The following is a 26,632-nucleotide window of genomic DNA, read 5'->3' on the forward strand; positions in this document are numbered from 1 at the left end:
TTCACTTCTGAGGCGGCTGTCCTCGGTAATTGTGTGCGCAACGGGGACGCACAGAGGGAGAAACGCTATGGACTCCGCAACAGAGAAGCAGCTCGAGGCCCGCGAGCGCCCAGTCGTCGGGCCCGCGGTGGCGTTTACCGCGCCGGTGATGTTCGCCTACGCGAGCCATTTTTTACTCTTCCACCGGGTGACGGGTCGCAGCATCGAGTTGCTTCAGCGCGCATTTCCGCGCCGCTTCCCGGCGGCGCGTGACCAGGTGGTGCTCGACGCATCCTACCCGGGCGAGGGATCGGTACTTGGGCGATTTGTGGAGGCCGGTTATCTCGAGACCGCGCCTCGCGTTCCGCACCGGAATCACGCCGGGTGGATCGTGCCCGCAGGCGCGAGAGACCTTCTTGCGCATGAACTTCTGCGTTACAGTTCGGTGAACCACGAGGAGGGTCGGCTTCACGAATCGCTGTCAGCGAGCGATGCCCTGCTCGGCTTTCGCGCGCCCCTGTTGGAGACGTTAAAATCCGCCGCGGCCGATACCGCAGACGACGAGCCGCTGATTGGAGAGCTTGCGGTGCAGCTGCGGTTCGCCAGTGACTGGGCCGAACTCGAGCATCTTTGGTATCGCTACGGCATGCGCATCATGGTGACGGACCCGCTCGCAACCCACACCGCTTTCGGCGCGCTTCCGGAGCCGGTACTGCATCAGTTTCCCGGCCTGTGGCTGGCGCATGTCTACGTCGAGTCGACGTCGGTGATGCAGCGCGTTCGCGACCTTCCCGAGGGGGAAGACCTCGATCTGCTCGTTGAACGGCTGTCTCTTCAGGTTACCGAGTGCACGGCTGCACTTGGGCCGAGGTGGCGCGAGTTGAGTTCGCCAGATGCCCGGGTGCACGTTGGCGTGAACTGGATGCGTTTCCAACGGCTGCGCGGCGATTTTGCGGGTGCGCAGGAGACCCTGGGCGAGCTCCAACAACAGGTTCAGGCCGCGGCCCCGCTGAGTCGGCCCGCCTCGGATCGGAATCGAGCATTTTTCAAACTGGAACAGGGCATTCTTCACTTTTTCGTGGAGCGATGGTCCGAGGCGATGGAGTCCCTGCGGGAGGCGACGCTCCTCTGGCAACGGCCGGGCTATGGCGATTACGTGCCGGCCTTCGCGTTCGCGTTGATGGGGTTGATGCACGAACTTCGCGGGTCGCGGGATCGCGCCGCGGAGTGCCTCGTGCAGGCTCAGGGCATCTTCGGTGAGGTGCAGGATTATGCCTATGTTTCGGTGCTGACAACGACGGTTGAGGCCATGCTCGCCCTCGACCGGCTAGAGACTGATCGCGCCCGTGAACTCCTCGACAGGATTGAGCGAACCGCACCAGAATCTGAGCTGTGGCCGATTGTGCTGCTCGCGCGTCACTGGACCGATGTGATCTCTGGAGACCCAGCAGCGGCGGCAAGAAAGCAGGAACAGCTGAGCGGCCGCGCGACCGGCGCTGGGCGACTCAGCCCGCTGGCTGTGCGGCTGGTGCACCGCGTACGCGTCGAGACGCTGCTTGCGCAGGGCCAGGCGCAGCGTGCGCGGGCAGTGTTGGAGCGGCAGACTTCGTCGTCGCACGGCTGCTGGGCGCGGGTGTCGCTCATGGGAGGGCGCAACGAACAGGCCCTGAGGTACGTCGATATCGTGGTGCACGATTCGCGTGCTTCGGCGCGCGATCGCGCACAGGCGCACCTCATCGGGGCGGCCGCGCAGCATGCGCGTGGTGACGATTCCGCGGTGGATCACGCGTGTTCGGCGGCGGTGGAAGAGATGCGCCAGGCCGGCACTCTCCTCCCGCTCGCGACCTTGCCGCCGGGCGTGCGTGTCGAGCTCGTCGAGCGCTGTGCGCGCAAGCGCGGTTGGCAGGAGCTGCTGCTCGATCTGGGACTGACACCCGCAGCTGCTGCGGGCCGGTTCGCCGCACTTGCCGGGGGATTTCCCGATCGCGCGGTGCTCGTTGACCTCACATTGCGAGAGGGCGAGCTGCTGATGCTTCTCGATCAGCGGCTCACACAGACTGAGATCGCACGCAGGCTGCACCTCGCGCTCTCCACCGTGAAGAAGCAAGTGGCTGGTCTGTATCGCAAGCTCGGCGTCGAGTCACATGGTGCAGCGCTCGAACAGGCCTATCGCATCGGTCTCTTCGACAACGCATAGGCGGATCACGCCCAGCGCGCTCCTGCTCTCACGTACATTCGGCGCATCGACGGTACCGATTTAGGTACCGCATCGCCGTCACGCGACGTGGCCTGCGCCTCAGACCGCTATAACTGTGCCCGGTCTCGACCCCAATTTCACGGGTCAGTACACGGCGAAAGGGCACACGACATGTCACTGCGGGGTACCCAAAGCGGTGCGTGTCACGTTGCTGATCCACACTCGTCATCTACCGCGGGGGATCCCGGATCTCATCGCCTGTGGCCTCGCTCAGGTTGCTGTCGGCGAGAGCCTGGATAGCTGCTCCAACTTGGGGTGCCAAAAGAACTTTCAAAAATATATTTCAACTTCGCGTCATATTCGCGACCCAACAGGACTCTCTCTGAGTGGGTCCACAACTTTTGGGCTCATTGGAAGACGTAGCCAAGGGGGCTTGTCATGAAGGGTTCACGTTCCAGACCCGCGGTTATTGCCGCACTCGTACTGGTTTCCTTATCGACTGCAATGGGTGTCGCCGGCTGTACTTCAGTGCCGAGCGCCGAGCAGGTGCGTGTCAATCAGGCCTACGATCAGGTTTCCGCAGATCCGGAGCTGCAGCTGCAGTTGCAGGGGCTGTCGGACAGGATCGACCGGGGGCTTGTGGAAGCCACGCGGGCTGACATCACATTTCATTCGGAAGTTCTTCACACCGCTCAGGTCGTGATCATCCTCGTCGACGAGGAGACAGCGCCATCGCCACAGGATCTCTCGACGGTGCTCGACGAGCTCGAGCGGTTCACCGCCTCAGAAATTACGGAGTGGTCGGTGACTGCGATGTCACCGACCGGAGCGACGGTTTCTCTCGCCTCAGCGGCCGACGCTGCCGGGGTTCCTGCTGAACAGGTATCCCCGTTCGGGGCCATCAGCATCGCAACTGCTTCACCTCAGGGGGAATGATCATGGATTACACACCGCAACATGCACGGGTGTCTCGCATCCGACGCGACAGGCGGAAGGTGGCAGCTGCGCTGCTCTCCTTCCTCTTGGTCGCTGGGGCAACGCTGCTCGGCACCACGAGCGCGCAGGCAGCCAGCGTTGGCTCTATCGCGATCACCACCTCGTCTCCGGCTATTCAGGAGGTGTCAAGCGTCTTCAATTTCGAGGTCACGTGGTCGTGTTCAGGCCTGACTGACGAGGACTGTTTCAACCCGCGGATCGATATTCCGATCTCACTAAACAATCTCCCCGGTGGCATTGAAGACATGGACTCTTGGGGTGTCACCATCACGCCGCCGAGCCCCTCCACAGCGAATTTCACCTCGACGGTGGTGCGCACCCCCACGGGGTTGACTGTGCAGCTGACTTCCACGCGCACGGTTCCTGCCGGTGCTCAGGAAATGCTCCTGGTTTCCGTCCGCCCCCACCCTTCGACCGGTGACGGTGTCGGATTCACCTTCGGCCCGGCCACATTCAGCTCACCCAGCTTTCCCTCCGTCATCTCAAACAGCCTGAGTGGATCAGTGACGGCACGTGACCTGCTGCCCATCCAGAAGGTTTTCCTGGGCGGGAGCGCCGCATCGGGAGCGACCACGGCTCGGGCCACGTACCAAATCACCCCGAACATCGCCGGCGTCTGGAACCCTGCCACGAACCAGTGGGCCTCATGCTCATCCCAGGACAACAACCGGAACGTCACAGATACCGCTGTCGCCGGCACGGTACAGATCGTGGATCAGCTCCCTCCGGAGGTGACGTTCGTGTCAGCCACCGGTGGCGGGGTGTACGATCCAGGCACCCATTCGGTTACCTGGTCAGACTGCTCAAATTATCTTGAGCAGCCGTACTTCGTGGTCGTAGAGATGCCTGCCGCAGCAAACGCTGCTGACCCCGCCTACCTCAACCCGATCACAAACACGGTCACTCGGTCCTTCATGGACACCGCAGGGGTGCCGCAGTCATCAACCAGCACGGTCAACCACAACAACATTTTTCAGGCACGACCCGACCCTCTCTTTGCAAAATGTGGCGAAGGTCGAGTGATCCCCAATGCGTCGCAACCTTCGCCGGCCGGACAGTGCCGATGGCGATTCTCACCCACCTTCGCGTACTCAGGCGCCTTGGGAGTTCACTACTACAGGATGAGTGCAACACGGCTGCTGCAGGGTGACGAGGTCACGATCACTGACTGGGTGCCGTGCCAGTCAAATCCCAACCCCGCAGGGTTTGGTTCTGATACCGGATGTCTCGATCCGCTTGAGCGCATCACCGATCTGCGGTTCACATCCACTGCTGGGTCATCCTCGGCCCGCACGATTGGGTATCAGGAGCTGACATTGTTTTTGAGCGATGGCACGCAACAGGTCTTTGATGCCACCACCCCCATCGCCTCCCTCTCTCCGCTTCCTGCCGCACCTGCGGGAACCACGTACGTTGGATTCAGTGTGCGGCTGAACGCGCTCACGCTTGATGGTGCGGTGCAGGTGGAGATGGACACGAGGGTGGAGCCTGGCGCTGATCGCGACATGGACCTGCGAAACACCGTCTCGATGTCAGTGGCCAACCCCACTTCGTCGTACTTCTATGAGGATGATGCAACCGGCATCGGCGCCGTGCGCGCTGGCATTTCGGGAACCTCGTACGCAAGCATCAACGCGTCAGGTTCGGGAATCCGTTACGCAAACGGTTCATTCGGGGCGTATGCCCTCGACCCGAACATCGCCTACCCGACGTACACGCAGGTGCTTCCTGCCGGATACAAGGTAGCCGGAGACTCACTCAACTCGATCATTGTGAATGACGCAGAGGGGCGATCCAACCGCAGCCACTACGACATCGAGTTCGTGCCGGAAGACCCTGCGACGGGAACCCCAGCACTGGTGCGGTTCACTCCGCTGCCAGGCACTCCCGCAGTTCCGGCTGATCCGTCCCAGGGATGGCCGTATGTGAGCGTCAGAATCACACTGGAACGCACCTGGGGCAACCAGTACGGAGCGCTCTACACCGAGTCGTACTCTTCGGTGACGGGCGACACCGGCGGACAGATGGCGAACTGTTTGCAGTACTCCCCATTTGTGGTGGGTGACCCTCGTGACCTTGACGGTGACGGACTGACCACCGGAGACACCGGCTGCCTGTCGCTCGGAGGCGCAACCTTCAGCTCTCCATTGGCTCCCGCAACCAGCGTGGTCACGAAGCATGTACGCGATGTGAACTCCGCAGCATGGTCGGGCGCAAACCAGGTTGCCGGCATCACCTCAGGAGCCGCGGAGTACCTGGTGCACTGGGAGAATTCGGGCCAGCCTGCTCTGTCTGACGTTGTGCTTTATGACCTTCTGCCACACGTCGGAGATACCGGAGCAACCGAAGCCAATACTGGCTCGCGTGGCAGCGCGTTCACCCCCGTGTTTGACGGTCTGAGCCGTGCAATTCCCGCAGGGGCAAACGTCGCCTACTCGGCGTCAAGCAACCCATGCCGTCCGGAAGTTTTCCCGTCGCAGCCCTCCTGCGATAACGACTGGACTGCCGACCCCGCAACGCTCGGCGGGAATGCGAATGTCAAAGCGCTGCGCATCACCCTCCCGGGCAACTGGGCGTCAGGATCCAGCGTCAACATCGGATTCCGCATGCTGGTGCCTTCAGGAACCACCAGCGGTGATGTTGCCTGGAACACGGTTGCGCAACGCGCACTCAACGGTGGCGTCCCGTTGGTCTCCGCAGAAACTGCGCGAACCGGCATCATGTCTCCCGCTGAAGTGCGCGTCGAGAAGTCGAGCCCTCAAGCAGGGACCGAGCTCGGCGTCGGCGAGATCGTGACCTACGAGATCACCGCGGAGAACCGTCTCGAGACACTCGCAAACGGAGTGCGCGTGGTCGACGATCTCAGTGAGGTGCTGCAGCACGCAATATACAACGATGATGCAACCGCCACATCAGGTGCCGTCGCCTGGGATCCGATTACGGAACAACTGATCTGGACCGGCAACCTGGGGGTCGGTGACGAGGCAACAATTCGCTTCACCGTTACTACGACCAGCCCCACGCCCTCAACCGGACTCACCAACCGCGTCATCGGGAACATTGGCACCCTGCCCACCAACTGTGTGACCGGTCTTGAGCCAGAATGTACCGTGCAGGCATGGGTCGTTGCACCTGAGGTAGGCCTGGTGAAGTCAGCGGTGGGAGTCGCGGAAGGTTCCACGATCAACGGCTTCACTGATGTGACCTGGGACTACCTGGTGACGAACACCGGCAACGAGCCACTGGAAGCTCTCCTGGTTACAGATGACCAGGGCGTGGCAGTCACCTGCCCGGCCACGACCCTCGCGGTCGGAGCCTCCATCACGTGCACCGGAACCGGGAACATCGGAAACGGGGCAAGCTACGAGAACATCGGTAGTGTCGAAGGGGTCGGCGCCATCACCGGTGACCCCACCGCAACGTCAGATCCGTGGTCGGTCAACATTGACCCCGTCGAGCCCACGGTTCAGATTGTGAAGAGCGCGAACGGCATTGCGGAGGGAGCTGCAGTGCTCGCTCTGACCGACGTAACGTGGACATATGCGGTCACGAACACCGGAGAGGAACCACTCACCGGCCTGGTCGTCACTGACGATCAAGGGGTCGCGGTCTCGTGCCCAGCAGCAGATCTCGCCGTCGGAGCAAGCATGGATTGCACCGGCACGGGTTCGGTCGGAATCCAAGCCTCCTATGCAAACACGGGAATGGTCATCGGAATCGGCACTCTCTCTGGTGGAGCAGCTACCGATGACGACGACTGGTCTGCGATCGTCACACCGCTCTCGCGCACCCTGTCGCTCGTGAAGTCCTCCCCGGACGTCACCGAAGGCGGCATGATCGACGGCTACTCGGTCATCAGCTGGGACTACCTGGTCACCAACACTGGCCAGGAACCCGTCGTTGATCTGACAGTCGTAGATGATCAGGGCGTGACCGTCGATTGCCCTATCACCTCCCTCGCTTCCGGCGCTTCGGTGACGTGCACGGGAAGTGGATCAGTCGGTGCCGGTCCGGATTACCGAAACGTCGCCACCGCTCAGGCGGTCGGCGCGATCACCGCTGGCCCGGTTTCCGCAGTCGATGATTGGTCTGTGGGCGTTCGCCCCCTGACCGTGAACGTCACGATCGACAAGCGATCCACCAACGCCACAGAAGGGACGCAGGTTCGCCCGAACACTCTTGTGGATTGGACATACCTGGTCACGAACACGGGAGAGGAGACGCTGCTCGATCTTGATGTCACCGACGATCAAGGAGTTGCCGTCACCTGCCCGCATACACAACTGCAGCCAGGTGAGTCGATGACGTGCCTTGGAAGCGGTTCGGTTGGCGGGGAAGGTGAGTACGTCAACGTCGGTGCTGTGATCGGCGAATCCGAGCTCAGCTCCACTCCGGTGAACGCCGAGGATCCGTGGACGATCACCGTCCGGGAACTGGTTCCGGCGATCTCCATTGTGAAGGGCGCACTCAACGCAGTAGATGGCGGGAGTGTGCGGGCCGACACGGTCGTGGATTGGCAGTACGCGGTCACGAACACGGGAGAAGAAGCACTCACCGACATCGTGGTCACTGACGATCAAGGCGTGACAGTGACCTGCCCCGTGTCGGACTTGCTCCCCGGAGCGAGCATGGTGTGTGAGGGCAGTGGTTCCATTGGCCGCGGGGCGAGCTACACCAACATTGGTGCGGTGGTTGGTACCGGGGTGCTCACCGGCGGTGACGTCACCGCAGAAGATGAGTGGACTGTGAGCGTCACGATGCCAACGCCACTTGTCTCGCTCGTGAAGGATGCTGACGGGATCGCGGTCGGCGCCACACTTCCCGAGAACACGGTGGTGAGTTGGACCTACACCGTCATGAACACCGGCGAAGAAACCCTGCAGCAGATTGAGGTGACTGATGACCAAGGTGTCCAAGTCACCTGCCCGGCTGCAGTCCTGGAACCTGGTGCATCGATGGAGTGCACCGGTTCAGGCTCCATCGGGGACGGTGCGACCTACGAGAACATCGGTTTGGTTCTCGCGGTCGGTGCGGTCAGCGGCGTTGAAGTCGAGGATGAGTCGACCTGGACTGCTGTGGTGAGCGACCCGCCAGTCCCGAGCACCCCATCGCTGACACCTCCGGCAACCCCACCTGCGACACCGCCGGTTTCGGTGCTCGAGCACACCGGTGGACCGGGTCAGATCGGTCTCCTGATGGTTGCCCTCGCACTCATTGGTTGCGGACTGATTGCGACAGGAGCGAGCCGCCTGCGGAAGCACGAGGAGTGATCCGCTAACCCCCAAGATCGGCCCCGGTGAACAGTGTCATCCTCACAACTCACCGGGGCTGAGTCCCGCGCGCGGCTAGGATCGTTGCGGAGTGAGGAGTGTTCCATGAACGCAGCGACCAGAGACGGACGTAAGTCGGGCAACCCGGCAAAGCGCGCCGCCGCGACCATGCAGGTTCGCACCAGCGGCTCCCCCACAATTACCTGGCGCAACTGGGTGGCAGGGGCACGGCTTCGCACGTTGCCGCTCGCCGTAGCGCCGGTCGCGGCCGGAGCGGGCATCGCACATATGGTGCAGGCATTCTCCTGGCCACTGACTCTGCTTGCGCTCGGCGTCGCGGTGTTCCTGCAGGTCGGCGTCAACTTCGCAAACGATTACTCAGACGGTATCCGCGGCACCGACGAATTTCGGGTCGGGCCCGCAAGGCTCACTGGTTCGGGGCTTGTCGATCCCAAGCGGGTGCTCGCCACCGCGCTCGTATTCTTTGCGCTCGCCGCAGCGTGCGGGCTCGTCGCCGTGCTCCTGAGTGGGCGCTGGTGGTTTCTTGCGCTTGGTGCCGTCGCCATCGTCGCCGCGTGGTTCTACACCGGCGGTAAACGACCCTATGGGTACGCTGGGCTCGGCGAGGTGGTTGTGTTTATTTTCTTCGGGCTCGTCGCCACGGTGGGTACCACCTGGCTGCAAACCGACGTGCAGACTCAGGAAGTCTGGTGGGCAGGTGCCGGGGTGGGGCTATTCGCCGTCGCTGTGCTGATCGCCAATAACACCCGCGATATCGCCACCGATCGGCTCGCAGGCAAGCACACACTCTCCGTCCGCGTCGGGGATCGCGCATCCCGAATTCTCTACGTCGTGTGTGTGCTGCTCCCATTTGCGGTTCCCGCGCTGTACGGGGCGGTGCATCCGGGCATGCTACTCGTCTGGCTGGTGCTCATCATCGTGATCCCGAGCTGCGTGATCACGCTCTGGGCGCGCACCGCGCGCGAGCTCATCATTGTGCTGGGGTTGACCAGCCTCGCCGCACTTGCCTACGGCGTTCTACTCGGCATCGCGTTTGCGTTCTAGGAGGCTCTGATGATCAACGGACAGGTTTCTCACTGGTGGCAGCAGGTCGGCGCTCCCGTTCCACGACCCGAGTTGCCCGGCGACCTCACTGCCGATGTGGCCATTGTGGGGGCAGGGTACACAGGCCTTTGGGCCGCCTACTACCTCAAACAGGCCAGGCCCGAGCTCAGGGTGGTCGTGATCGAGCAGCGACATGTCGGGTACGGCGCGTCTGGGCGCAACGGCGGGTGGCTCACCAATGCCATCACCGGCGGGCGAGAGCAATACGTGCCGAGCCACGGACGAGATGCCGCCGAGCGTTTCCAACGTGCCATGAACGAGACGGTAGATGAGGTGATTCGTGTCGCCACAGCCGAAGGCATCGACGCGGATATCCAAAAGGGCGGCGAGTTCAACGTCGCCTACACGCCGGCGCAAGAGGCGAGGATCCGCTCCTTTGCCGCATCTGAGCAGCAGTGGGCGCACACCGATCTTGAGTTGCTGGAAGCGTCAGCCGCGACGGAGAAGATTAATGTTGCGCACACTCGCGCCGCAGTCTGGCACCCACACTGCGCGCGGATTCAGCCGGCAAAGCTCGCCGCAGGGCTCGCCGATGCCGTCGAGCGTCTCGGTGTGGAAATCTACGAGCGAACCCGTGCGGTCGAAATCGCCCCGCACCGCGTGCGAACGACGCATGGCACAGTGTCTGCCGACATCGTGGTGCGCGCCACCGAAGGATTCACCGCGAATCTCGCAGGCCTACACCGGCTCTGGCTGCCCATGAACTCATCGCTCATCGCAACCGAACCACTCTCGTCCGAGGTCTGGGACGAGTTGAACTGGAGCCAGGGGGAAACCCTGGGGGATTTCGCCCACGTCTACATGTATGCCCAGCGCACGGCTGACGACCGGATCGCGATTGGAGGGCGCGGTGTGCCCTACAAATTCGGCTCCAAGACCGACACCGATGGGCAGACCCCTGCGGTGACGGTGGAAACGCTGAGCGAAATCATGCACCGATTCTTCCCGGCCACCCGAGGCGCCGAGATTGACCACGTCTGGTCGGGTGTGCTGGGCGTGCCCCGCGACTGGGCCGCGACGGTGGGTCTCGACCGTCAGACCGGGCTCGCATGGGCCGGCGGATACGTTGGAACCGGCGTCACCGCCACGAACCTCGCCGGGCGCACGCTCACCGATCTGATTCTCGAGCGTGACACCGAACTTGCTGGGCTTCCCTGGGTCAACCATCGTGTGCGCAAGTGGGAACCCGAGCCGCTGCGCTGGATCGCAACGAAGGGCCTATATGCGGCATACGGCATCGCCGACCGCACGGAGCTGGCTGGTCGCGCGAAGACCTCCCCGATTGCTCACCTGGCCGACGTGGTCACCGGCCGACACTGAGCGGGTTCGCCACGAGGCTTCGCGTGCCTCGTGTGCGTAGGGGTCTATTGGGCTTCTCGGGGCGCGTTCCCGTGGTCTGAGGCAGCGCCTTCCGAAGATCCGCCGTCGAGCGCTGCGTCCTCAGCGATGTCATCTGCGGTGCGGCCGCGGTGTCGCCACTCGTACACGCCGACAGAAGCCGCTTCGCGCGGCTTGGAGAGAAAGATGATCGAGAGAGAAACCGCCGCGAGCGTGGCCACAACTGCTGCGAGCCACCAAGGCCATCCGATGAGCATGAGCGCGGCGAAGGGCACGGCAAATATAGCGAGGCGCGCGAGTGAGTAGACGATCCAGGCGGTGCGAGGTTTCACATCCGTGAGTGTACCGACTGCTGCTGAGCAGCCACCCAGCGGGCGTGCTCTCAGGGGCGATGGGTAGCATAAGGGCATGGTGCGGTTCTTGATTATTGGTGCCGTGATCGCAGTGGCGTTTATCCTCTACGCGCTGGTCGACGCGGCGATGACCGACGCGTCCAGGGCGCGCGGGGTGCCGAAACCTGTGTGGGTGGTGCTCGTCGTGGTTTTGCCGGTGATCGGCGCGATCCTCTGGTTTGCGATCGGCAAGGGGCGGCCGGGGGCGGCTCAGGTGTCTGGTCCCGCGCCAGACGACGATCCGCGCTTCACCGGCGCAAAGCTCAGCGATGCCGAACTCGAGCGACTGCGAGAGCTTGAGGAACGTCTGCACGCGCTCGACGAGGAGACGTTTCCCGGCGAGAGCACTGACCACCCCGACAGTGAAAACGAGCCGGAAAGCGGCGCGGGCGAAGACCAGCCGGAAAAGAAGTGACATCCGTTTCACCAGCCTCGGTATTTGCCGTTGGACTGTTGGCCGAGTTCATCCGTGGCGGAGTTCGCGATGTCGTGGTGTGCCCGGGATCTCGGTCGCAGGCCCTCGCCCTCGCGGCTGCTGAGGCGGAAGGCGCGGGGGCGTTGCGCCTCCATGTCCGCCTCGATGAACGCTCCGCAGGTTTCTTCGCACTCGGCATCGCTCGCGAAACGGGCTTTCCAGCCCCGGTGATCGTCACGAGTGGCACCGCGGTCGCAAATCTCATGCCTGCCGTCCTCGAAGCTCACGAGAGTCGCGTCCCACTCATGCTTCTCACAGCCGATCGTCCGACTGAGCTTCGCGGGATTCGCAGCAACCAGACCACGAGGCAGGCTGGCCTCTTCGAGCGGTTTGCGCGACTGTCGCTCGACGTACCGGCTCCCGAGCGGGCGGATCCCATCCGCACCAGTTCGGGCTTCGCTCTGTCGCTCGATCCGGTAGAGATCGCTCAGAGGGCTCTCGCTGCCGCTTGCGGGGCGCCCGGTCGGCAGCCCGCGGGTCCTGTGCACCTCAACATCGCATTCCGTGAGCCTCTCTCCGGGCCAACGGAAGAGATCGGCTCTGATCCCGTCGGGTGGGCGACTCTCACGAGCGAAGGCGCTCCTGCGCCGGAGATTCGTTCCGCCGGTACCGATCCGAACGACTCCGAAATGTACACCCATTCAGGTGATGCGCTTACCGTCGTGATCGCAGGCGAGGGAGCAGGCCCGGAGGCCGAGCAATTCGCGCGAGCAGCGGGGCTTCCACTGCTTGCCGAGGTGGTGAGTAGTGCTCGCTTCGGACGCGAGGCAATCACCTCCTACGCCACACTGATCGATGACCCCCAGGTAGGGGAATTGGTCGAGCGCGCGATCGTATTCGGGCACCCGACGCTTACTCGGCAGCTTCCGTCGCTCCTTCGGCGAAGCGATGTTGATGTCGTCGTGGTTGACCCGCACGCAGGCGCGGGGGCCGAGCACTACGACCCCAGTGGAGAGGCGCGGATCGTTCGTTCCGCACGGGTCTCCGACACATATTCTTCGAGGAGCATGCACCGCTGGTTGGGCGCCTGGGTGGTGGCTGATCGCGCCCTGCGCGAGCAGCGATCCACTGGGCACACGCCTGACCCGTCGGCGAGCCGCGGCGCGGACTACAAACAACTGGCCGCGCTTGCTCGCGCTGAGGTGGCGGCGCGACGTGAGCCAGTGACCCGTGAAATGCTTGTGGAGAGCACCTGGCGTGCGACGTGGCCGCACGACCGGCTGGTCCTGGCCGCCTCGAGGCTCGTGCGCGTGCTAGATGGGATTGCCGCGCCACGGCACATTCGGGTGCACGCGAACCGCGGGCTTGCGGGCATCGACGGTACTGTTGGGACCGCACTCGGCGTCGCCTCCGCAAGTCAAAGGGACGAGCGCTCCGCGCATATGACCGGGGTGACGCGCGTGCTGATCGGCGATCTCGCGCTCTTGCATGATGCAGGTTCGCTCCTGTTGCCCGAATGTGAGCCGCACCCGCGCGTGCAAGTGATCGTCGGAAATGACGGCGGAGGCACGATCTTTGACACCCTCGAGGCCGCGAGTACCGCTCCCCGCGAGGCGTTCGACCGGGTGATGTTTACCCCACAACGGGTGGATCTCGAGCGCCTCGCGACCGCCTACGGATGGGAATATCAGTGCGTGAAGACCCGGGGTGAACTCGAGGCGCTATTCACCCGACCGGTCACCGGTCCGACCATCGTAGAAGTGCCGCTCGCCCGCTGAAAGACCCCAAACGGGCACAACCACGCGGGCCGTCATGGAATGCGGCTGGGCAGGCATTGCGAGGCTTCGCCCCGCTACGCGCCAAACGCCTCGGCAATGGGAGTGAACTTCGACACGGTTTCGCCAAACTCGCGGTCGGGATCAGAGCCCGCCACGATGCCGCCACCAGCGGTCGCGGTCACCTCGAGCCGTCCGTGGTCGGCGGGTCCCACCTGAGCGCAGCGCAGCGCGATGACCCACTCGCCGTCGCCGTCCGCGTCGATCCACCCGACCGCGCCAGCGTAGCGACCGCGGTCAAACGGCTCGATCTCTGCGATTGATGCCACGGCCTGGCTGGTGGGTGTTCCCGCCACGGCTGCGGTCGGATGCAACGCGGCGGTGAGCTCGAGCGAGGTGCCGCTGGCACCGGGAGTTGCGCCCAGGTCGGTCGCGAGGTGCCACACATTGGGCAGTTGCAGCGCGAAAGGCTCCTCGCTCGTGTGCAACTCGGCCACGTGCGGGGCGAGCGCCGTCACCACGCTCTGCACCGCGAAGGAGTGTTCATGCTGCTCCTTGGTGCTCGTGAGGAGTTCGTCGCGCGCACGCGCATCGGCTGCTGGATCGGGCCTGCGCGCTCGGGTTCCTGCGAGTACCCGAGCTGAGATCGCACCATCAGTCTGTCTGATGAGCGTTTCGGGACTCGCGCCGATCATGCCATCGACCGCGAACGTCCAACAGTCGTCGTAACGTTCGGCGAGGCGCCGAAGCGGCACGCGCAGGTCGTCATCGGCGCGGATCGAGCCGTGAACCTGGCGTGACAACACGATCTTTTCAACCGACCCGCGCGCAATGCGGGCCGAGGCCTCCCTTACCCCGGCCAGATACGCGGCATTCGGATCAGTTGTGGGCAGGTCTGTGCCGATCCACGCACCGATGGGTGACGACGCGGGCAAGAGCGGATCGCGGCCTATCGGCGCTTCGGCGATCTCGGTGACCCAGGTCGTGCCGCGATGCCGTGCCACGATCATGCGCGGCACGATCAGCACGCTGGTCGATTCGCTTACGGACGAGAACGCGAAGGTGCCGAACGCGAGCAAGCCGCTGCCGGGCAGCTGCACCGAATCGTCGACTTCGGCCGCGGCTGCGATGCTGCGCCAGGCGGCGCTCGCTTGCGTGAAACGATCGGGGCCGGTGAAGGTGAGGCGCAGGGTCTCGCCGATGCCGACGCAGCCGCGATCCCCCCGCGTCCACAGCAGCGGCTGGGAGGGGTCGGCAAAGCCGAGCAACTCGTCGAGTGAGGGAAGGGAAGCCAGGGGGCGCGTGACCGCACAGAGGCGGTGCGGCGATCCACTGTTCATCCCACTAACCTACCCGGTGAGCTCGTGAACTCAGCGTGCGCGCAGGGCATGACCGGCTAGCATAGGGGGGTGACCCGCCCCGATACGGCCACCAAGCTGGCCACCGACGTTTCCACGATGTTCGATGAGGTGTCTCCGCGCTACGACCTCATTAACGACGTGCTTTCGGCCGGAAATTCGCGCCTCTGGCGCATTGCAATGACCCGCGCCCTGCAGCCTCGAAAGGGTATGCGAGTGCTCGACCTTGCCGCGGGCACCGGCACGTCAAGCGCGGCGATTGCGCAGCACGGTGCGCACGTCACCGCGGCCGATTTCTCCGAGGGCATGCTGGCTGTGGGCCGCGAGCGGCAGTCGGGCAACGAGCTCATTGACTTTGTGTGGGCCGATGCCACTGAACTGCCGTTTGACGACGCGAGTTTCGACGCGGCCACGATCTCGTTCGGGCTGCGCAATGTCACCGAGCCGAAACGGGCGATCGCCGAGATGAAGCGCGTCGTGAAGCCGGGCGGGCGAATCGTGATTTGTGAGTTCTCCAGGCCGGCTGATGCGATTCGCGGGCCCTACACCGCCTACTCGCGTCACGTGCTGCCGCGCATCGCCGGGGCGCTGAACAAGAGCGCTGAGGAGGCATACCGCTACCTGAACGAGTCAATTGAGAAGTGGCCGGCGCAGGATGAGCTCGCGGCCTGGATGCGTGAGGCGGGACTTGAACGGGTCGCGTACCGCAACCTGACGTTCGGCATCGTCGCGCTGCATCGCGGGTTTGTGCCGCGGGTCGCCGAATCGGGGAGCGTCTCAGAAGTTTCGGCTCGGGCTGATCTCAAGGATTCCGACGATCTCAGCGCTTCCGATGCTTCTGCTGCCTCCGCATCGGGTCGTGCATCGTGACGCTGCCAATCGCCGAGGATACGGCGACCCAGGCCCTGCCTATGCGACTGTTCCAGGGTCCGGCCGAGCGCAAGCACTCCAAGCGCATGCGCGAACAGCTGGCGCTCATCGAATCGGGCCTGCTTGAGCACCTGAGCTTTGCTTCGGAAGTTGCTGACGCGCCCGCCCGGTACCTCGCGGAGGCCGGTGGCAAGCGCATCCGCCCGATGCTGACGCTGCTCACCAGCGAACTGGGGAACGGCCCGAATGACCTCGTGAGGCGGGCCGCTCAGTCGGTCGAGCTGACCCACCTCGCGTCCCTCTATCACGATGACGTGATGGACGATGCGAAGATGCGACGCGGCGTGCCGGCCACGCAGACGGTCTGGTCGAACTCGGTCGCGATTCTCGCCGGTGACCTGTTGTTCGCGCGCGCTTCAACCCTTGCCTCGGGCATGGGCGAGGAAGCCATTCAGCTGCAGGCACGCACCTTCGAGCGGCTCTGCCTTGGGCAATTACATGAGACGGTTGGCCCGCAGCCCGGAGAAGATCCGATGGCCCACTACCTGCAGGTGCTCGCAGATAAGACCGGCGCTCTCATCGCGACCGCCGCCCGCATGGGTGTGATGTTTTCTGGCGCCCCGGCTGAATATGCCGACCCGGTTATGGAATACGGCGAGCGGATCGGCGTCGCCTTCCAGCTCATCGATGACGTGATCGATCTGTCGCCGAAGGCGGATCGCACGGGTAAACGTGCGGGAACCGATCTGCGCGCTGGCGTGGTCACGATGCCGCTGCTCCTGCTGCGTGCGCGGGCGGCGACGAACGCCGCCGATGCCGAGCTGCTGGCCCGCATCGAGAGCGGTGTGGCACAGATCGCCGAGGGTGCGGATCCGGGAATTCTCGACCCCGAGGTAGAGGCCTTGCATCGTCACGAGGTTACGGCTGAGACCGAGGCCGAGGCTCGCCGTTGGGCCGCAGATGCGGTGGTCGCGCTCGATCCGCTGCCAAAGTCGGTCATCAAGCGCGGGCTTGCCCGAATGGCCGAGTCGATCGTGACGCGCGAGGGGTAGCAGGGCCGGCTTCGGCCGTGAGCAGTGGAAGTAGTGAGACGTCTCGCCCGCGGCGTATGCCCGTGGGGGAATGGAAGGAACCCAGAATGACCAAGATGCGACTGGCAATCGTCGGTGCGGGCCCGGCCGGAATTTACGCGGCAGACCTCCTGATCAAGGCGGAGCGCGACTTCGACGTCGAGATTGACCTCTTTGAGCAGCTTCCTGCACCCTACGGACTCGTTCGCTACGGAGTCTCGCCTGACCATCCGCGCATCAAGGGCATTGTCACCGCACTGCGCGAGGTGCTCGACCGCGCTCGTCCCGACACCGGTGACGCGGATACCGCCGCTGACGGGGAAGGTGTTCCGAGCGGCACTGTTCGGTACTTCGGCAATGTGCGCTACGGCGAAGACATCACGCTGGAAGACCTGAAGCGGCACTATCACGCGGTGATCTTCTCGACCGGGGCGATCCGCGATGCATCACTGAGTATTCCCGGGATCGAGGCGGAGGGTTCATACGGTGCCGCCGACTTCGTGAGCTGGTTCGATGGTCACCCCGACGTGCCGCGCACCTGGCCGCTAGAGGCGGCCGAGGTTGCGGTGATCGGAAACGGCAACGTTGCCCTCGATGTCTCGCGCATGCTGATTAAGCACGCCGACGATCTGTTGCCCACCGAGATACCTGCGAATGTGTACGAGGGTCTCGCTGCAAATCCCATCACCGATCTGCACCTGTTCGGTCGTCGCGGCCCCGCATACGTGAAATTCACGCCGCTCGAGCTGCGCGAGCTGGGCGAGGTGCGTGACGTCGACATGGTGATCGACGAGCGCGATTTTGAATTCGACGACCCGTACGCCACCGAAGTACTGGGCAAGAACAAGCAGGTACTCGTCATGACCCGCGTGATCAACCAGTGGCGTGAGGCTCAGAAAGAGCGTGCGGCTTCCGGTGAGCACGCGTCGCGTCGGCTGCACATGCACTTCTGGTCGAAGCCCGTCGCGGTGGTCACCGAGAACGGGCGCGTGTCCGGACTGAAGATCGAGCGCACCGCACCCGACGGCCAGGGCGGCATTCTCGACACCGGCGAATTCGAGGTGATTCCCGTGCAGTCGCTGTATCGCGCGATCGGGTACTTCGGGTCACCGCTCGAAGAGATCCCCTTCGACGACGAGCGCGGGGTGATTCCCAACGCGCAGGGCAGGGTGCTGGGCGCAGACGGCGAGCCGGTGCCTGGGGTGTACGCAACGGGGTGGATCAAGCGCGGCCCCGTGGGGCTCATTGGGCACACCAAGAGCGACGCCATGGAGACAATCGAGTGTCTGCTCGAGGATCGCGAGAGCTGGTGGCAGCCCGTTGAGCCGTCGCCCGAGGCCATTCCCGCGCTCCTCGAATCTCGCAGCGTGCCCTACACAACCATCGAAGGGTGGCAGAGACTCGACGAGCACGAGGTGTCGCTCGGCGAGGCCGAGGGCCGCGCTCGCATCAAGGTCGTGCCGCGCGAGGAGATGACCCGGGTTTCCCGAGGGGAGTAGCGCGCTGGCCTAGCCGCCGGTCTGGCGAGACCCGGAGAGGGCCGCGGCAAGTGCGCTGAGCGTCTCGCTGGTGCCGCCCTCGATGCGGGTGTGGAGGGAGGGCCGGCGATCCACCGCAGTCGGGCCGCGATTGATTACCGCGATCGGGATCCCGCGGGCCTCGGCCCGGTGCACCAGGCGCACCCCGGTGTTCACCGCGAGCGAGGAGCCTGCGATGATCAGCAGCTCGGCATCAGCGACGATCCGCTCGGCGTGCGCGAATACCGGCTTCGGCACGTGTTCGCCGAAATACACCACATCGGGGCGGAGCGTTGCCCCGCAGGCCGGACACACCGGCACCCGAACACCCTCGATGTCTGCCACGTCGGCATCGCCGTCGGGGTTTGAAGGGGCATCAGCGTTGCGCTCCACAAAGCCGGGGTTCGCGGCATCGAACCAGGCCAGCGTCTCGGCGCGGGTGAACCGGTGCCCCTCGGCAATGCACCGCATAGTGGATCCGCTGCCATGCAGCTCCGCGACGTTCTGGGCGCCCGCGGCCGTGTGCAACCCGTCGACGTTCTGGGTGATCACCCCGGTGAGGTGGCCTGACTGTTCGAGAGCGGCCACAGCTTTGTGCCCGGCGTTCGCCCGCACGTTCGCGATGCGCAGCGCCCCGATTCGGGCTCCCGCCCAGAAGCGGCTGCGGTACCTGGCATCAGTCGTGAACTGCTCGATGTTCATGGGGGTGCGGGGCGGAGAACCCGTGCCGCGGTAGTCGGGAATGCCCGAGTCGGTGCTGATGCCCGCTCCGGTCAGGATCGCCGCGGGGCCTGCCTCGAGGAGACTGGTCAGTCGTTCGAGGTGCTCGCTCGGTGCGGGGTTCTCGGATCCGCGCCCGGCATCGCCGGTGCTGTGCGCGTCGCGATCCACTGTGTGCATGATGACAGAGTAGCCGGGTGACCTTTCTTACTCATGCCGGCCACTGCCACCTCTGCCAGCACCTCCATCCGGTCACGTCCCAGAATCCGCGCAGGTTCCCCTCGGTATATCTGGTGAATACCGGGACAAACCTGCACAAATCCAGCGAGAGATGTGTTTTCCGGGGGTGTGGATAACTTCTGCGAAGCATCTGAGCAAACTCGTAGGGTGAGCACATGCGGAAACCTCAACCTATTCCCGGGCTACGTGCCGGAGAACTCGCAACGGTCCAGTCGCTGCGACTCGCCGGTGTATCGCAGTCGCGGCTCTCGCGTACAGATGTTCATCGCCCGTTGCGCGGCGTGGTCAGGCTGGGAGGGGAGCTATCGCCGTCCGATTTTACGGAGAAGGTGGCGGCGCTCAGGGTATTGCTTCGCGAGGGCCACTTCATCTCGAGATGGACCGCAGCGGTATTGCTGGGGATGCCCGTGACCAGCGGCACTGAGTTCCTGGACGTTGGCGCGATCCGCCCGAGACGACCGCAAAGTCGCCCTGAGATTCGTGGGCACCAACTCGGCGCGGGAGTACTGCTCGACGTTCCATCGATGCCACTCTTGCTTCCACCTCCCGCCGATGTGTGGGCATCGCTCGGCGCAGTTGCCACAGTTGATGAACTCGTGATCGCCGGGGATTACTTGATTTCTGGTCAGAGTCGGTGGGACGAGCCGATGGTCAGCCGTGAGGAACTTGCGGCCGCGATCGGGCGATTCGCTGGTTGTTCCGGGGTTACCAAGCTGACCAAGGCGATCCCGCAGCTCCGAACTGGTGTTGAGTCGCCTGCCGAATCAAAGACCCGCGTGCTCATCGTGAGGTCGGGCTTGCCTGAACCACGCACGAGCTGTCCGGTAGCTGTGCGGGGGCGCACTCTATATGCCGACCTCGGGTACCCCCAGTGGCGCATTGCGATTGAATATGAAGGGGCGTACCACTTCACAAACGGTGTCGAACAGGCACGCAGAGATAATGACCGTGCCGAAGCAATGCGCGATGCAGGGTGGCGCGTGCTGCGGGTGACTGCGCTGGACCTGCGTGACCCTCGCGACTTTCTCGCTCGTCTCGCTGCGGCAATTGTCGAGGCATCTGGCCATCGATGACCTGCATGGATCTTGGACCTGACTGAATTTGTGCACCTTTGTGTCGCCCAGGCACCTGAATACCGGGACAAACCCGCGCAAATATTAACCAGAGGGTCGTGCGGCGGCGGCCCGGCGGCCAGGCGGCCTGGCAGGTGGTTGATGTGTCCGAGGTGACGCACGTTGTCGAACACGTGGCGACCCCATCGAAGGCAGCCGCGAGTAGGATCGAAACCATGGCAACCGCGCGCGAACAGCTCATCGAACTCATCAAGACCGAGGCCGTCTTCCACGGCGACTTCACCCTCACGAGCGGCAAGAAGGCAACGTATTACATCGACCTTCGTAAGCTGAGCCTCGACCATCGCGCCGCCCCGCTGATCGGCCAGGTCATGCTCGACCTCATCGATGACATCGACGGCGTCGTCGCGGTGGGTGGCCTTACGATGGGGGCGGATCCGATCGCTTCCGCGATCATGCATCAGGGGGTCGCGCGCGGCAAGACCTACGACGCGTTCGTGGTGCGTAAGGAGCCGAAGGATCACGGGCGCGGTCGCCAGGTCGAGGGCCCTGATCTCGCGGGCAAGCGCGTGGTCGTGGTCGAGGATACTTCTACGACGGGCGGGTCACCGCTCGCCGCTATCGAGGCCCTCGAAAAGGTAGGCGCCGTGGTGGTCGCGGTCGCGGTGGTGGTGGATCGCCAGGCCCCTGCAAAGGAGCGCATCGAGGCGGCTGGCTACCCGTACCGCTACGCGATCGGGCTCGACGACCTGGGACTCGCCCCGCAGTGACCGATATCCTGCGCCCGCGTCCACTGCCACTCATCGCAATCGGCATAGCGGCTGGCCTACTGTCGGGCATGTTCGGCATCGGCGGCGGCACGCTGATCGTGCCGGCCCTGGTGCTCTGGCTGGGCATGTCGCAGCGCCTTGCCGCGGGTACGTCGGTCGCCGCCATCCTTCCCACCGCGGTGGTCGGAGCGATCACCTACGGCGTGCAGGGCAATGTCGATTGGATCGCCGCGGCCTGCCTCGCGGTGGGCATCATCGCGGGTGCCCAGCTCGGCAGCTTCCTGCTCGCGAGGCTGCGCATCTCGGTGCTGCAGTGGAGCTTCATGGTCTTCCTTGCGGTGATCATCGTCAGCCTGTGGTTCGTGGTTCCGCAGCGCGATGCCCAGATCGACATGGGGGTGATCCCGGTGATTCTGTTGATCGCGACCGGTTTCGTTACCGGCATCCTGTCTGGCCTGCTCGGTGTCGGCGGCGGCATCGTCGTCGTGCCGATCCTGATGTTCTTCTTCGGCGCGAGCGACCTCACGGCGAAGGGAACCTCGCTTGTGATGATGATCCCGGGTTCGATCTCGGGCACGCTCGGCAACGCGCGACGCCGCAACGTGGATCTGCGCACTGCCCTCTACGTCGGCATCACGGCGAGCGCGTGCGTTCCCGCTGGTGCCTTTATCGCCGCGTGGGTCGACCCGTTTTGGGGCAACGTCGCGTTCTCGATCTACCTTGCGATTCTGCTGGCGCAACTGTTGTGGCGTCAGTTGCGCAGGCGCACCAAGTAGCGTTTGCAAGGTGACAGTAGATGTTGTTTTGGCGCGTCAATCCGACATCTACTGCCCACGTGCACGGAGCGGAAGCGCCAGGTAACGCGGCGCGGCGCAGCGGCGGCACGCTGAGCGGTGCAGCGGGGGCCGCGCGATCCACCCAGGTATTGGGGATGCGCCCGGAGCGCAAGATCGACAAGATAGACCCATGGGTAAGAACAACTGGACCGACGCGGCACCGGATCTGCTGCGCGTGGGGGCGGGTTTCTCACTTGCAGAGGTTGACCCCGACAGCACACCGGGTTTTGCCGGGAAGAACGGGGATGGCGCGAGGGCGCTCGCTGAGGGCCACAGTGAGCTCGGTGCGCTCCAAGAACGCCTGTACGCGTCGACACGCTCGGGCGCGCGAAACGAATCCGTGCTGCTCGTGCTGCAGGCGATGGATACCGCGGGCAAGGGCGGCATCGTGCGCCATGTCGTCGGCATGATGGACCCGCAGGGGGTGACGGTCGCCGCATTCAAGAAGCCGACGACCACCGAGCTCGCCCACGACTTTCTCTGGCGGATCGAGAAGCGGTTGCCCGAGCGGGGGTTCATCGGGGTGTTTGATCGCTCGCACTATGAAGATGTGCTGATTGGCAAAGTGCGGCAGCTGGCACCAAAATCCGAGATCGAACGCCGATACGATGCGATCAACGATTTCGAGAGTCTGGTCGTCGACTCGGGCACCCGCATCATCAAGGTGATGCTGCACATCTCCCGCGATGAGCAGCGCGGGCGCCTCGCCGAGCGTCTCGAACGCCCCGACAAGCATTGGAAGTACAACCCGGGCGACGTCGACGAACGATTGCTGTGGGACGACTACATGCACGCGTACCAGACCGTGTTCGAGCGAACGTCGACCGAGGTCGCACCATGGTACGTGGTGCCCGCAAACGCGAAATGGTACGCCCGCCTTGCGGTGCAGGAACTCCTGCTGGCCGAACTGCACAGGATCGACCCGCAGTGGCCCGCAGCCGATTTCGACATCGAGGTGGAGAAGCGCCGGCTCGCCCAAAGCTGAGGCGCGACGAACTCGCTCGTGTGCTCCCCGGCCGCTGCTGGCAGACTAGAGCCATGCATGAGCGCGCAGGCGAACTCGCCAGGGAAGAAGACCTCGTCGACCTTGAGGCGCTGCTCGCGGCCTTCACCGAGATTGAGCCCGATCCAGCCAACCCGGCGCAGAGGGTCGCCTTCGGCACGTCTGGGCATCGCGGCTCGTCGCTGAACGGGTCATTCAATGAGGCACACATCGTCGCGATGAGTCGGGCCATCGCCGAATACCGCGCCGCGCAGGGCATCGAAGGTCCACTGTTCCTGGGCGCAGACACACACCCGCTTTCGGCACCCGCAGAGGAGGTGGCCCGCGAGGTACTTGCGGCAGCCGGGGTGCACGTGCTCGCCGCTGCGGGCACCGGTGACGAATCCAACGTGCCAACGCCGGCGCTCAGTCACGCGATCCTCACGCACAATCGAGACCGCGGCGCACACGACCCCGAACTCGCCGATGGCGTGGTCGTGACGCCGAGCCACAACCCGCCCCGCGATGGCGGGTTCAAGTACAACCCGCCACACGGCGGCCCGGCCGACACCGATGCGACGGGGTGGATCGCGCACCGCGCCAACGAGATCCTCGCCCGGGGCACCCACACCGTTCCCCGCGCCGGCCTCCCCGGGGTGGAGTCGGCACCGATTGGTCTCTACGACTTTCTCGGCGAGTATGTCGACTCGCTCGACCAGGTCATCGATTTCGACGCGATCCGCAGTGCAAAGGTGCGCATCGGCGCGCACCCGCTGGGGGGCGCGAGCGTCGCCTACTGGAGCGCGATCCGCGACCGCTACGATATCGACCTCACCGTGCTCGGCCCGGGGGTCGACCCGCGTTGGGCGTTCATGCACCTCGACTGGGACGGCAAGATCCGCATGGATCCGTCGTCGACGCAGGTGATGGCGACGGTCGCCGACTACCGCGACGAGTTCGACATCGTCACCGGCAACGACGCCGATGCCGACCGTCACGGCATCGTGACCCGAGACGCGGGCCTCATGAACCCCAATCACTTTCTCGCGGTCGCCATCGATTACCTCCTGACGCACCGGCCCGAGTGGCCCACGACCGCGGGCATCGGGAAGACCCTCGTGTCTTCCGCGATCATCGACCGGCTCGTTGCCGCGCACGGGCGAACCCTGCTCGAGGTGCCGGTCGGGTTCAAGTGGTTCGTGCCGGGTCTCGCGGGCGGAACGGTCGTGTTTGGCGGAGAAGAAAGCGCCGGAGCTTCCTTCCAGCGCTTCGACGGCACCGCGTGGAGCACCGATAAAGATGGCATCATCATGGCGCTCCTCGCCGCCGAGATCCAGGCGGTGACCGGGCAGTCGCCGAGCGATCGTTACGTGGCGCTGACCGAGCGCTTCGGGGCCCCCGCATACGCCCGCACCGATGCTCCCGCAACTCCAGATCAGAAGGCGAAGCTCTCGGCGCTGACCCCGTCTGCGGTCACTGACACCGAACTTGCTGGTGATCCGATCATCGCGATCCTCACCGAGGCGCCGGGCAACGGCGCGGGTATCGGCGGGCTGAAGGTGCAGACCGAGCACGCCTGGTTCGCTGCGCGCCCGAGTGGCACCGAAGACGTGATGAAGATTTACGCCGAGTCATTCAGAGGGGCGGATCACCTCGCCCTCGTGCAGGATGCCGCCCGTCAGCTCGTCGACCGGGCGCTACGCTAAGAGGCATGCCCGAGACCCCCACACCGCGTCGCCGCTACAGCTATCTGGGCCCGGCCGGCACGTTCACCGAGGCCGCACTGAAGCAGGTGCCCGAGGCCGTGGGGCAGGAGTGGAACCCGGTCTCGAACGTGGGCGAGGCCCTCAGTGATGTGATCACCGGCTTCAGCGATGCGGCGATGATCGCGATTGAGAACTCGATCGACGGTGGGGTCACGGTCGCGCAGGACGCGCTTGCGACGATTCCGGGTTTACAGATTTTCGGCGAGTACCTGGTTCCGGTGCGGTTCGTTCTCGTGGCGCGCCCCGGCACCCGGCTCGAAGACATCACCGTGGTTGCTGGGCATCCGGTGGCGTACGGGCAGTGTCGCGCGTGGCTCGACGATCAGTTGCCGAGGCACCGCCACCTTCCGGCCACCTCGAATGTGCAGGCTGCGGCTGACCTGTTCGAGCCGGGGGTCGGCGCAAACGCCGCGATCGCCCCGCCCGGTATCGAAGAGCATTACGACGTCGAGGTTTTGGCCGAGGGCATCGCGGAGAACCCCGACGCGGTCACGCGCTTCGTGCTGGTCGGGCGCACGGCACCCGTGGGCGAGCCCACCGGTGCCGACAAGACGAGCCTGATCGTCGAGTTGCCGGAGGATCGGGCGGGTGCCCTGCTTGAACTGCTCGAACAGTTTGCCACCCGGGGCGTGAACCTCACGCTGCTCGCCTCGCGGCCCATCGGCGACCGCATGGGACGCTACCGCTTTGTGATCGACGCGGAGGGGCACGTCCGTGACGAACGGGTCGCCGATGCGCTTCTGGGCGTCAAGCGGTACAGCCCGCGCGTCGTCTTCCTCGGCTCCTATCCGCGCGCCGACCGCATCGCCGCGACCACGCATGCGGTGCACGACGACGACGCGTTCCGAGATGCCCGCGAGTGGCTGCACGGGGTCACCGAAGGTCGTCTGGCCGCCGAGGGTGTCTCCGAAGCTCGTGCCTCGATCAGCGGATCAGCCGACCGACTTCCACTCGGGGAGCATCCGCAAGAGCAGTGAACCGGGGTCAACCCGACCGCTCGCCCCGAGGGCCAGCCCGAAATCGTCGCCGTCGAGCTGAATGGGCTCGGGATGATGCACCGACAGTGCGAATCGTTTCGAGCGCAGGTACGTGATCGAACGCGTGTCATTCACGAGGTCGATGATCTGACGGCCGGCCTTGGATTTGCGAAGCACGCCGTTCTCCCAGCCGATCTTGCGCCAGATCCGCAGCCACGAGAACGCACCGAGCGGGTTGAGGGCGACGACATCGAGATACCCGTCGTCGAACTTCGCGTCGGGAATCAGCAGCACACCTCCCGGCATGAGCCCGCAGTTGCCGATCATCACCGTGTAGACCGAGAGCGACTTCGCAGGTGACCCGTCGAAGGAGTACTGAATCTCCAGCGGGGCATCCTTCAGCATTGTCCTGACTCCGGCATCCACGTAGGCCAGCCACCCGAGCCGTCTCTTCAAGCTCGAGCTGGTGGTCGAGATGGTGCGTGCGTCAAGCCCCATTCCGGCAAGCACGAGGAAGACGTGCTCGCTCTCGGATTCGTCCTCGCGAGTGATGGTAATCACTCCCAGATCGATCGGCCGATTCGCCCCCTGAAATGCGGCGCGCACCGCCTCGTCGATGTCGCCCAGCGGCATCCCGATGTTGCGCGCCAGGAGATTGCCGGTGCCCAGAGGCACCACCGCGAGCGGAATACCTGATCCACGCAGCACCTCGGCGACTGCACGCACTGTCCCGTCGCCCCCAGCGGCGAGCACCATGTTCGCACCGTCTGAGACTGCCTGTCTGGCCGCACCGGTGCCCGAGTCTGCTTCGGCGGTCGGGTACCAACGGGTGGGTGACCAGCCGTTGGCCGACTGGAACCTGCCCGCCACCGACCGCAGACGCGCCAGATCGGTCTTGAGTGGGTGGTACACGACTGCCGCGGCGGGCTGGGTGCCAACACGGGAGTTCAGCATCCTTCAACGTTA

At 64.5% G+C, this 26,632-nt stretch carries 20 protein-coding genes; 16 read left to right on the forward strand and 4 right to left on the reverse strand.

Annotated elements, in window-relative coordinates:
• Positions 1–67 precede the first annotated feature (67 nt).
• The 5 genes from ACTNFK_RS01630 to ACTNFK_RS01650 all read left to right on the forward strand — a co-directional run bounded on the left by ACTNFK_RS01630 (position 68) and on the right by ACTNFK_RS01650 (position 10,887).
• On the forward strand, positions 68–2,176 hold the full coding sequence (locus tag ACTNFK_RS01630) for a helix-turn-helix transcriptional regulator (RefSeq protein WP_435937164.1): 2,109 nt from the start codon (positions 68–70) through the stop codon (positions 2,174–2,176).
• 438 nt (positions 2,177–2,614) lie between these two features.
• A complete protein-coding gene (locus ACTNFK_RS01635; RefSeq protein ID WP_435937165.1) occupies positions 2,615–3,112 on the forward strand; it encodes a hypothetical protein in 498 nt (165 codons plus the stop codon).
• Between the two features lie 2 nt (positions 3,113–3,114).
• A complete protein-coding gene (locus ACTNFK_RS01640) occupies positions 3,115–8,442 on the forward strand; it encodes a CLIPPER-2 domain-containing protein (protein WP_435937166.1) in 5,328 nt (1,775 codons plus the stop codon).
• Between the two features lie 105 nt (positions 8,443–8,547).
• Positions 8,548–9,507, forward strand: a complete 960-nt coding sequence (locus tag ACTNFK_RS01645) for a 1,4-dihydroxy-2-naphthoate polyprenyltransferase (RefSeq protein WP_435937167.1) — start codon at positions 8,548–8,550, stop codon at positions 9,505–9,507.
• Positions 9,508–9,516: 9 nt separating this feature from the next.
• On the forward strand, positions 9,517–10,887 hold the full coding sequence (locus ACTNFK_RS01650; RefSeq protein WP_435937168.1) for an NAD(P)/FAD-dependent oxidoreductase: 1,371 nt from the start codon (positions 9,517–9,519) through the stop codon (positions 10,885–10,887).
• Between the two features lie 44 nt (positions 10,888–10,931).
• Here the strand turns inward: ACTNFK_RS01650 and ACTNFK_RS01655 are convergent, their stop codons facing one another.
• Complete coding sequence (locus ACTNFK_RS01655; RefSeq protein ID WP_435937169.1) at positions 10,932–11,237, reverse strand: DUF4229 domain-containing protein; 306 nt, start codon at positions 11,235–11,237, stop codon at positions 10,932–10,934.
• A 76-nt stretch (positions 11,238–11,313) separates the two neighbouring features.
• Here ACTNFK_RS01655 and ACTNFK_RS01660 point away from each other — a divergent pair, with 76 nt between their 5' ends.
• On the forward strand, positions 11,314–11,712 hold the full coding sequence (locus ACTNFK_RS01660) for a PLDc N-terminal domain-containing protein (RefSeq protein WP_435937170.1): 399 nt from the start codon (positions 11,314–11,316) through the stop codon (positions 11,710–11,712).
• Positions 11,709–13,490 carry a 2-succinyl-5-enolpyruvyl-6-hydroxy-3-cyclohexene-1-carboxylic-acid synthase gene (gene menD, locus ACTNFK_RS01665; RefSeq protein ID WP_435937171.1) on the forward strand — a complete coding sequence of 594 codons (1,782 nt, stop codon included), beginning with the start codon at positions 11,709–11,711 and terminating at the stop codon, positions 13,488–13,490. Before ACTNFK_RS01660 ends, menD begins: the two co-directional genes overlap by 4 nt.
• A 74-nt stretch (positions 13,491–13,564) precedes the next feature.
• Here menD and ACTNFK_RS01670 read toward each other — a convergent pair whose 3' ends face one another.
• On the reverse strand, positions 13,565–14,827 hold the full coding sequence (locus ACTNFK_RS01670; RefSeq protein WP_435937172.1) for an isochorismate synthase: 1,263 nt from the start codon (positions 14,825–14,827) through the stop codon (positions 13,565–13,567).
• Between the two features lie 69 nt (positions 14,828–14,896).
• Here ACTNFK_RS01670 and ACTNFK_RS01675 point away from each other — a divergent pair, with 69 nt between their 5' ends.
• The 3 genes from ACTNFK_RS01675 (at position 14,897) to ACTNFK_RS01685 (ending at position 18,284) form a co-directional block, all read left to right on the forward strand.
• The gene (locus ACTNFK_RS01675) at positions 14,897–15,715 is read left to right on the forward strand and encodes a class I SAM-dependent methyltransferase (RefSeq protein WP_435937173.1); all 819 of its coding nucleotides are present in this window, start codon (positions 14,897–14,899) and stop codon (positions 15,713–15,715) included.
• A gap of 41 nt (positions 15,716–15,756) precedes the next feature.
• Positions 15,757–16,767 (forward strand): polyprenyl synthetase family protein, encoded by a 1,011-nt coding sequence (locus ACTNFK_RS01680; protein ID WP_435937227.1) that lies wholly within the window; start codon positions 15,757–15,759, stop codon positions 16,765–16,767.
• Between the two features lie 86 nt (positions 16,768–16,853).
• Positions 16,854–18,284: an FAD-dependent oxidoreductase gene (locus ACTNFK_RS01685; protein WP_435937174.1), complete on the forward strand. Its 1,431-nt coding sequence runs from the start codon at positions 16,854–16,856 to the stop codon at positions 18,282–18,284.
• Positions 18,285–18,293: 9 nt separating this feature from the next.
• On the opposite strand, the gene ACTNFK_RS01690 is transcribed toward ACTNFK_RS01685, so the two are convergent.
• A complete protein-coding gene (locus tag ACTNFK_RS01690; RefSeq protein WP_435937175.1) occupies positions 18,294–19,202 on the reverse strand; it encodes a Sir2 family NAD-dependent protein deacetylase in 909 nt (302 codons plus the stop codon).
• A gap of 215 nt (positions 19,203–19,417) precedes the next feature.
• Between ACTNFK_RS01690 and ACTNFK_RS01695 the strand changes: the two genes are divergently transcribed.
• The 6 genes from ACTNFK_RS01695 (at position 19,418) to pheA (ending at position 25,666) form a co-directional block, all read left to right on the forward strand.
• Positions 19,418–20,335, forward strand: a complete 918-nt coding sequence (locus tag ACTNFK_RS01695) for an endonuclease domain-containing protein (RefSeq protein WP_435937176.1) — start codon at positions 19,418–19,420, stop codon at positions 20,333–20,335.
• Between the two features lie 215 nt (positions 20,336–20,550).
• On the forward strand, positions 20,551–21,105 hold the full coding sequence (gene pyrE / locus ACTNFK_RS01700; protein WP_435937228.1) for an orotate phosphoribosyltransferase: 555 nt from the start codon (positions 20,551–20,553) through the stop codon (positions 21,103–21,105).
• The gene (locus ACTNFK_RS01705; RefSeq protein ID WP_435937177.1) at positions 21,102–21,881 is read left to right on the forward strand and encodes a sulfite exporter TauE/SafE family protein; all 780 of its coding nucleotides are present in this window, start codon (positions 21,102–21,104) and stop codon (positions 21,879–21,881) included. The genes pyrE and ACTNFK_RS01705 overlap by 4 nt, the downstream gene beginning before the upstream one ends.
• Before the next feature lie 190 nt (positions 21,882–22,071).
• The gene (locus tag ACTNFK_RS01710) at positions 22,072–22,926 is read left to right on the forward strand and encodes a polyphosphate kinase 2 family protein (RefSeq protein WP_433645813.1); all 855 of its coding nucleotides are present in this window, start codon (positions 22,072–22,074) and stop codon (positions 22,924–22,926) included.
• Between the two features lie 53 nt (positions 22,927–22,979).
• On the forward strand, positions 22,980–24,629 hold the full coding sequence (pgm, locus tag ACTNFK_RS01715) for a phosphoglucomutase (alpha-D-glucose-1,6-bisphosphate-dependent) (protein ID WP_435937178.1): 1,650 nt from the start codon (positions 22,980–22,982) through the stop codon (positions 24,627–24,629).
• Between the two features lie 5 nt (positions 24,630–24,634).
• Complete coding sequence (gene pheA / locus ACTNFK_RS01720) at positions 24,635–25,666, forward strand: prephenate dehydratase (protein WP_435937179.1); 1,032 nt, start codon at positions 24,635–24,637, stop codon at positions 25,664–25,666.
• On the opposite strand, the gene ACTNFK_RS01725 is transcribed toward pheA, so the two are convergent.
• Complete coding sequence (locus ACTNFK_RS01725) at positions 25,622–26,620, reverse strand: diacylglycerol/lipid kinase family protein (RefSeq protein WP_435937180.1); 999 nt, start codon at positions 26,618–26,620, stop codon at positions 25,622–25,624. The genes pheA and ACTNFK_RS01725 overlap by 45 nt on opposite strands.
• Between the last annotated feature and the right edge of the window lie 12 nt (positions 26,621–26,632).

It is taken from the genome of Leucobacter fengyongliangi (genome assembly GCF_052386045.1).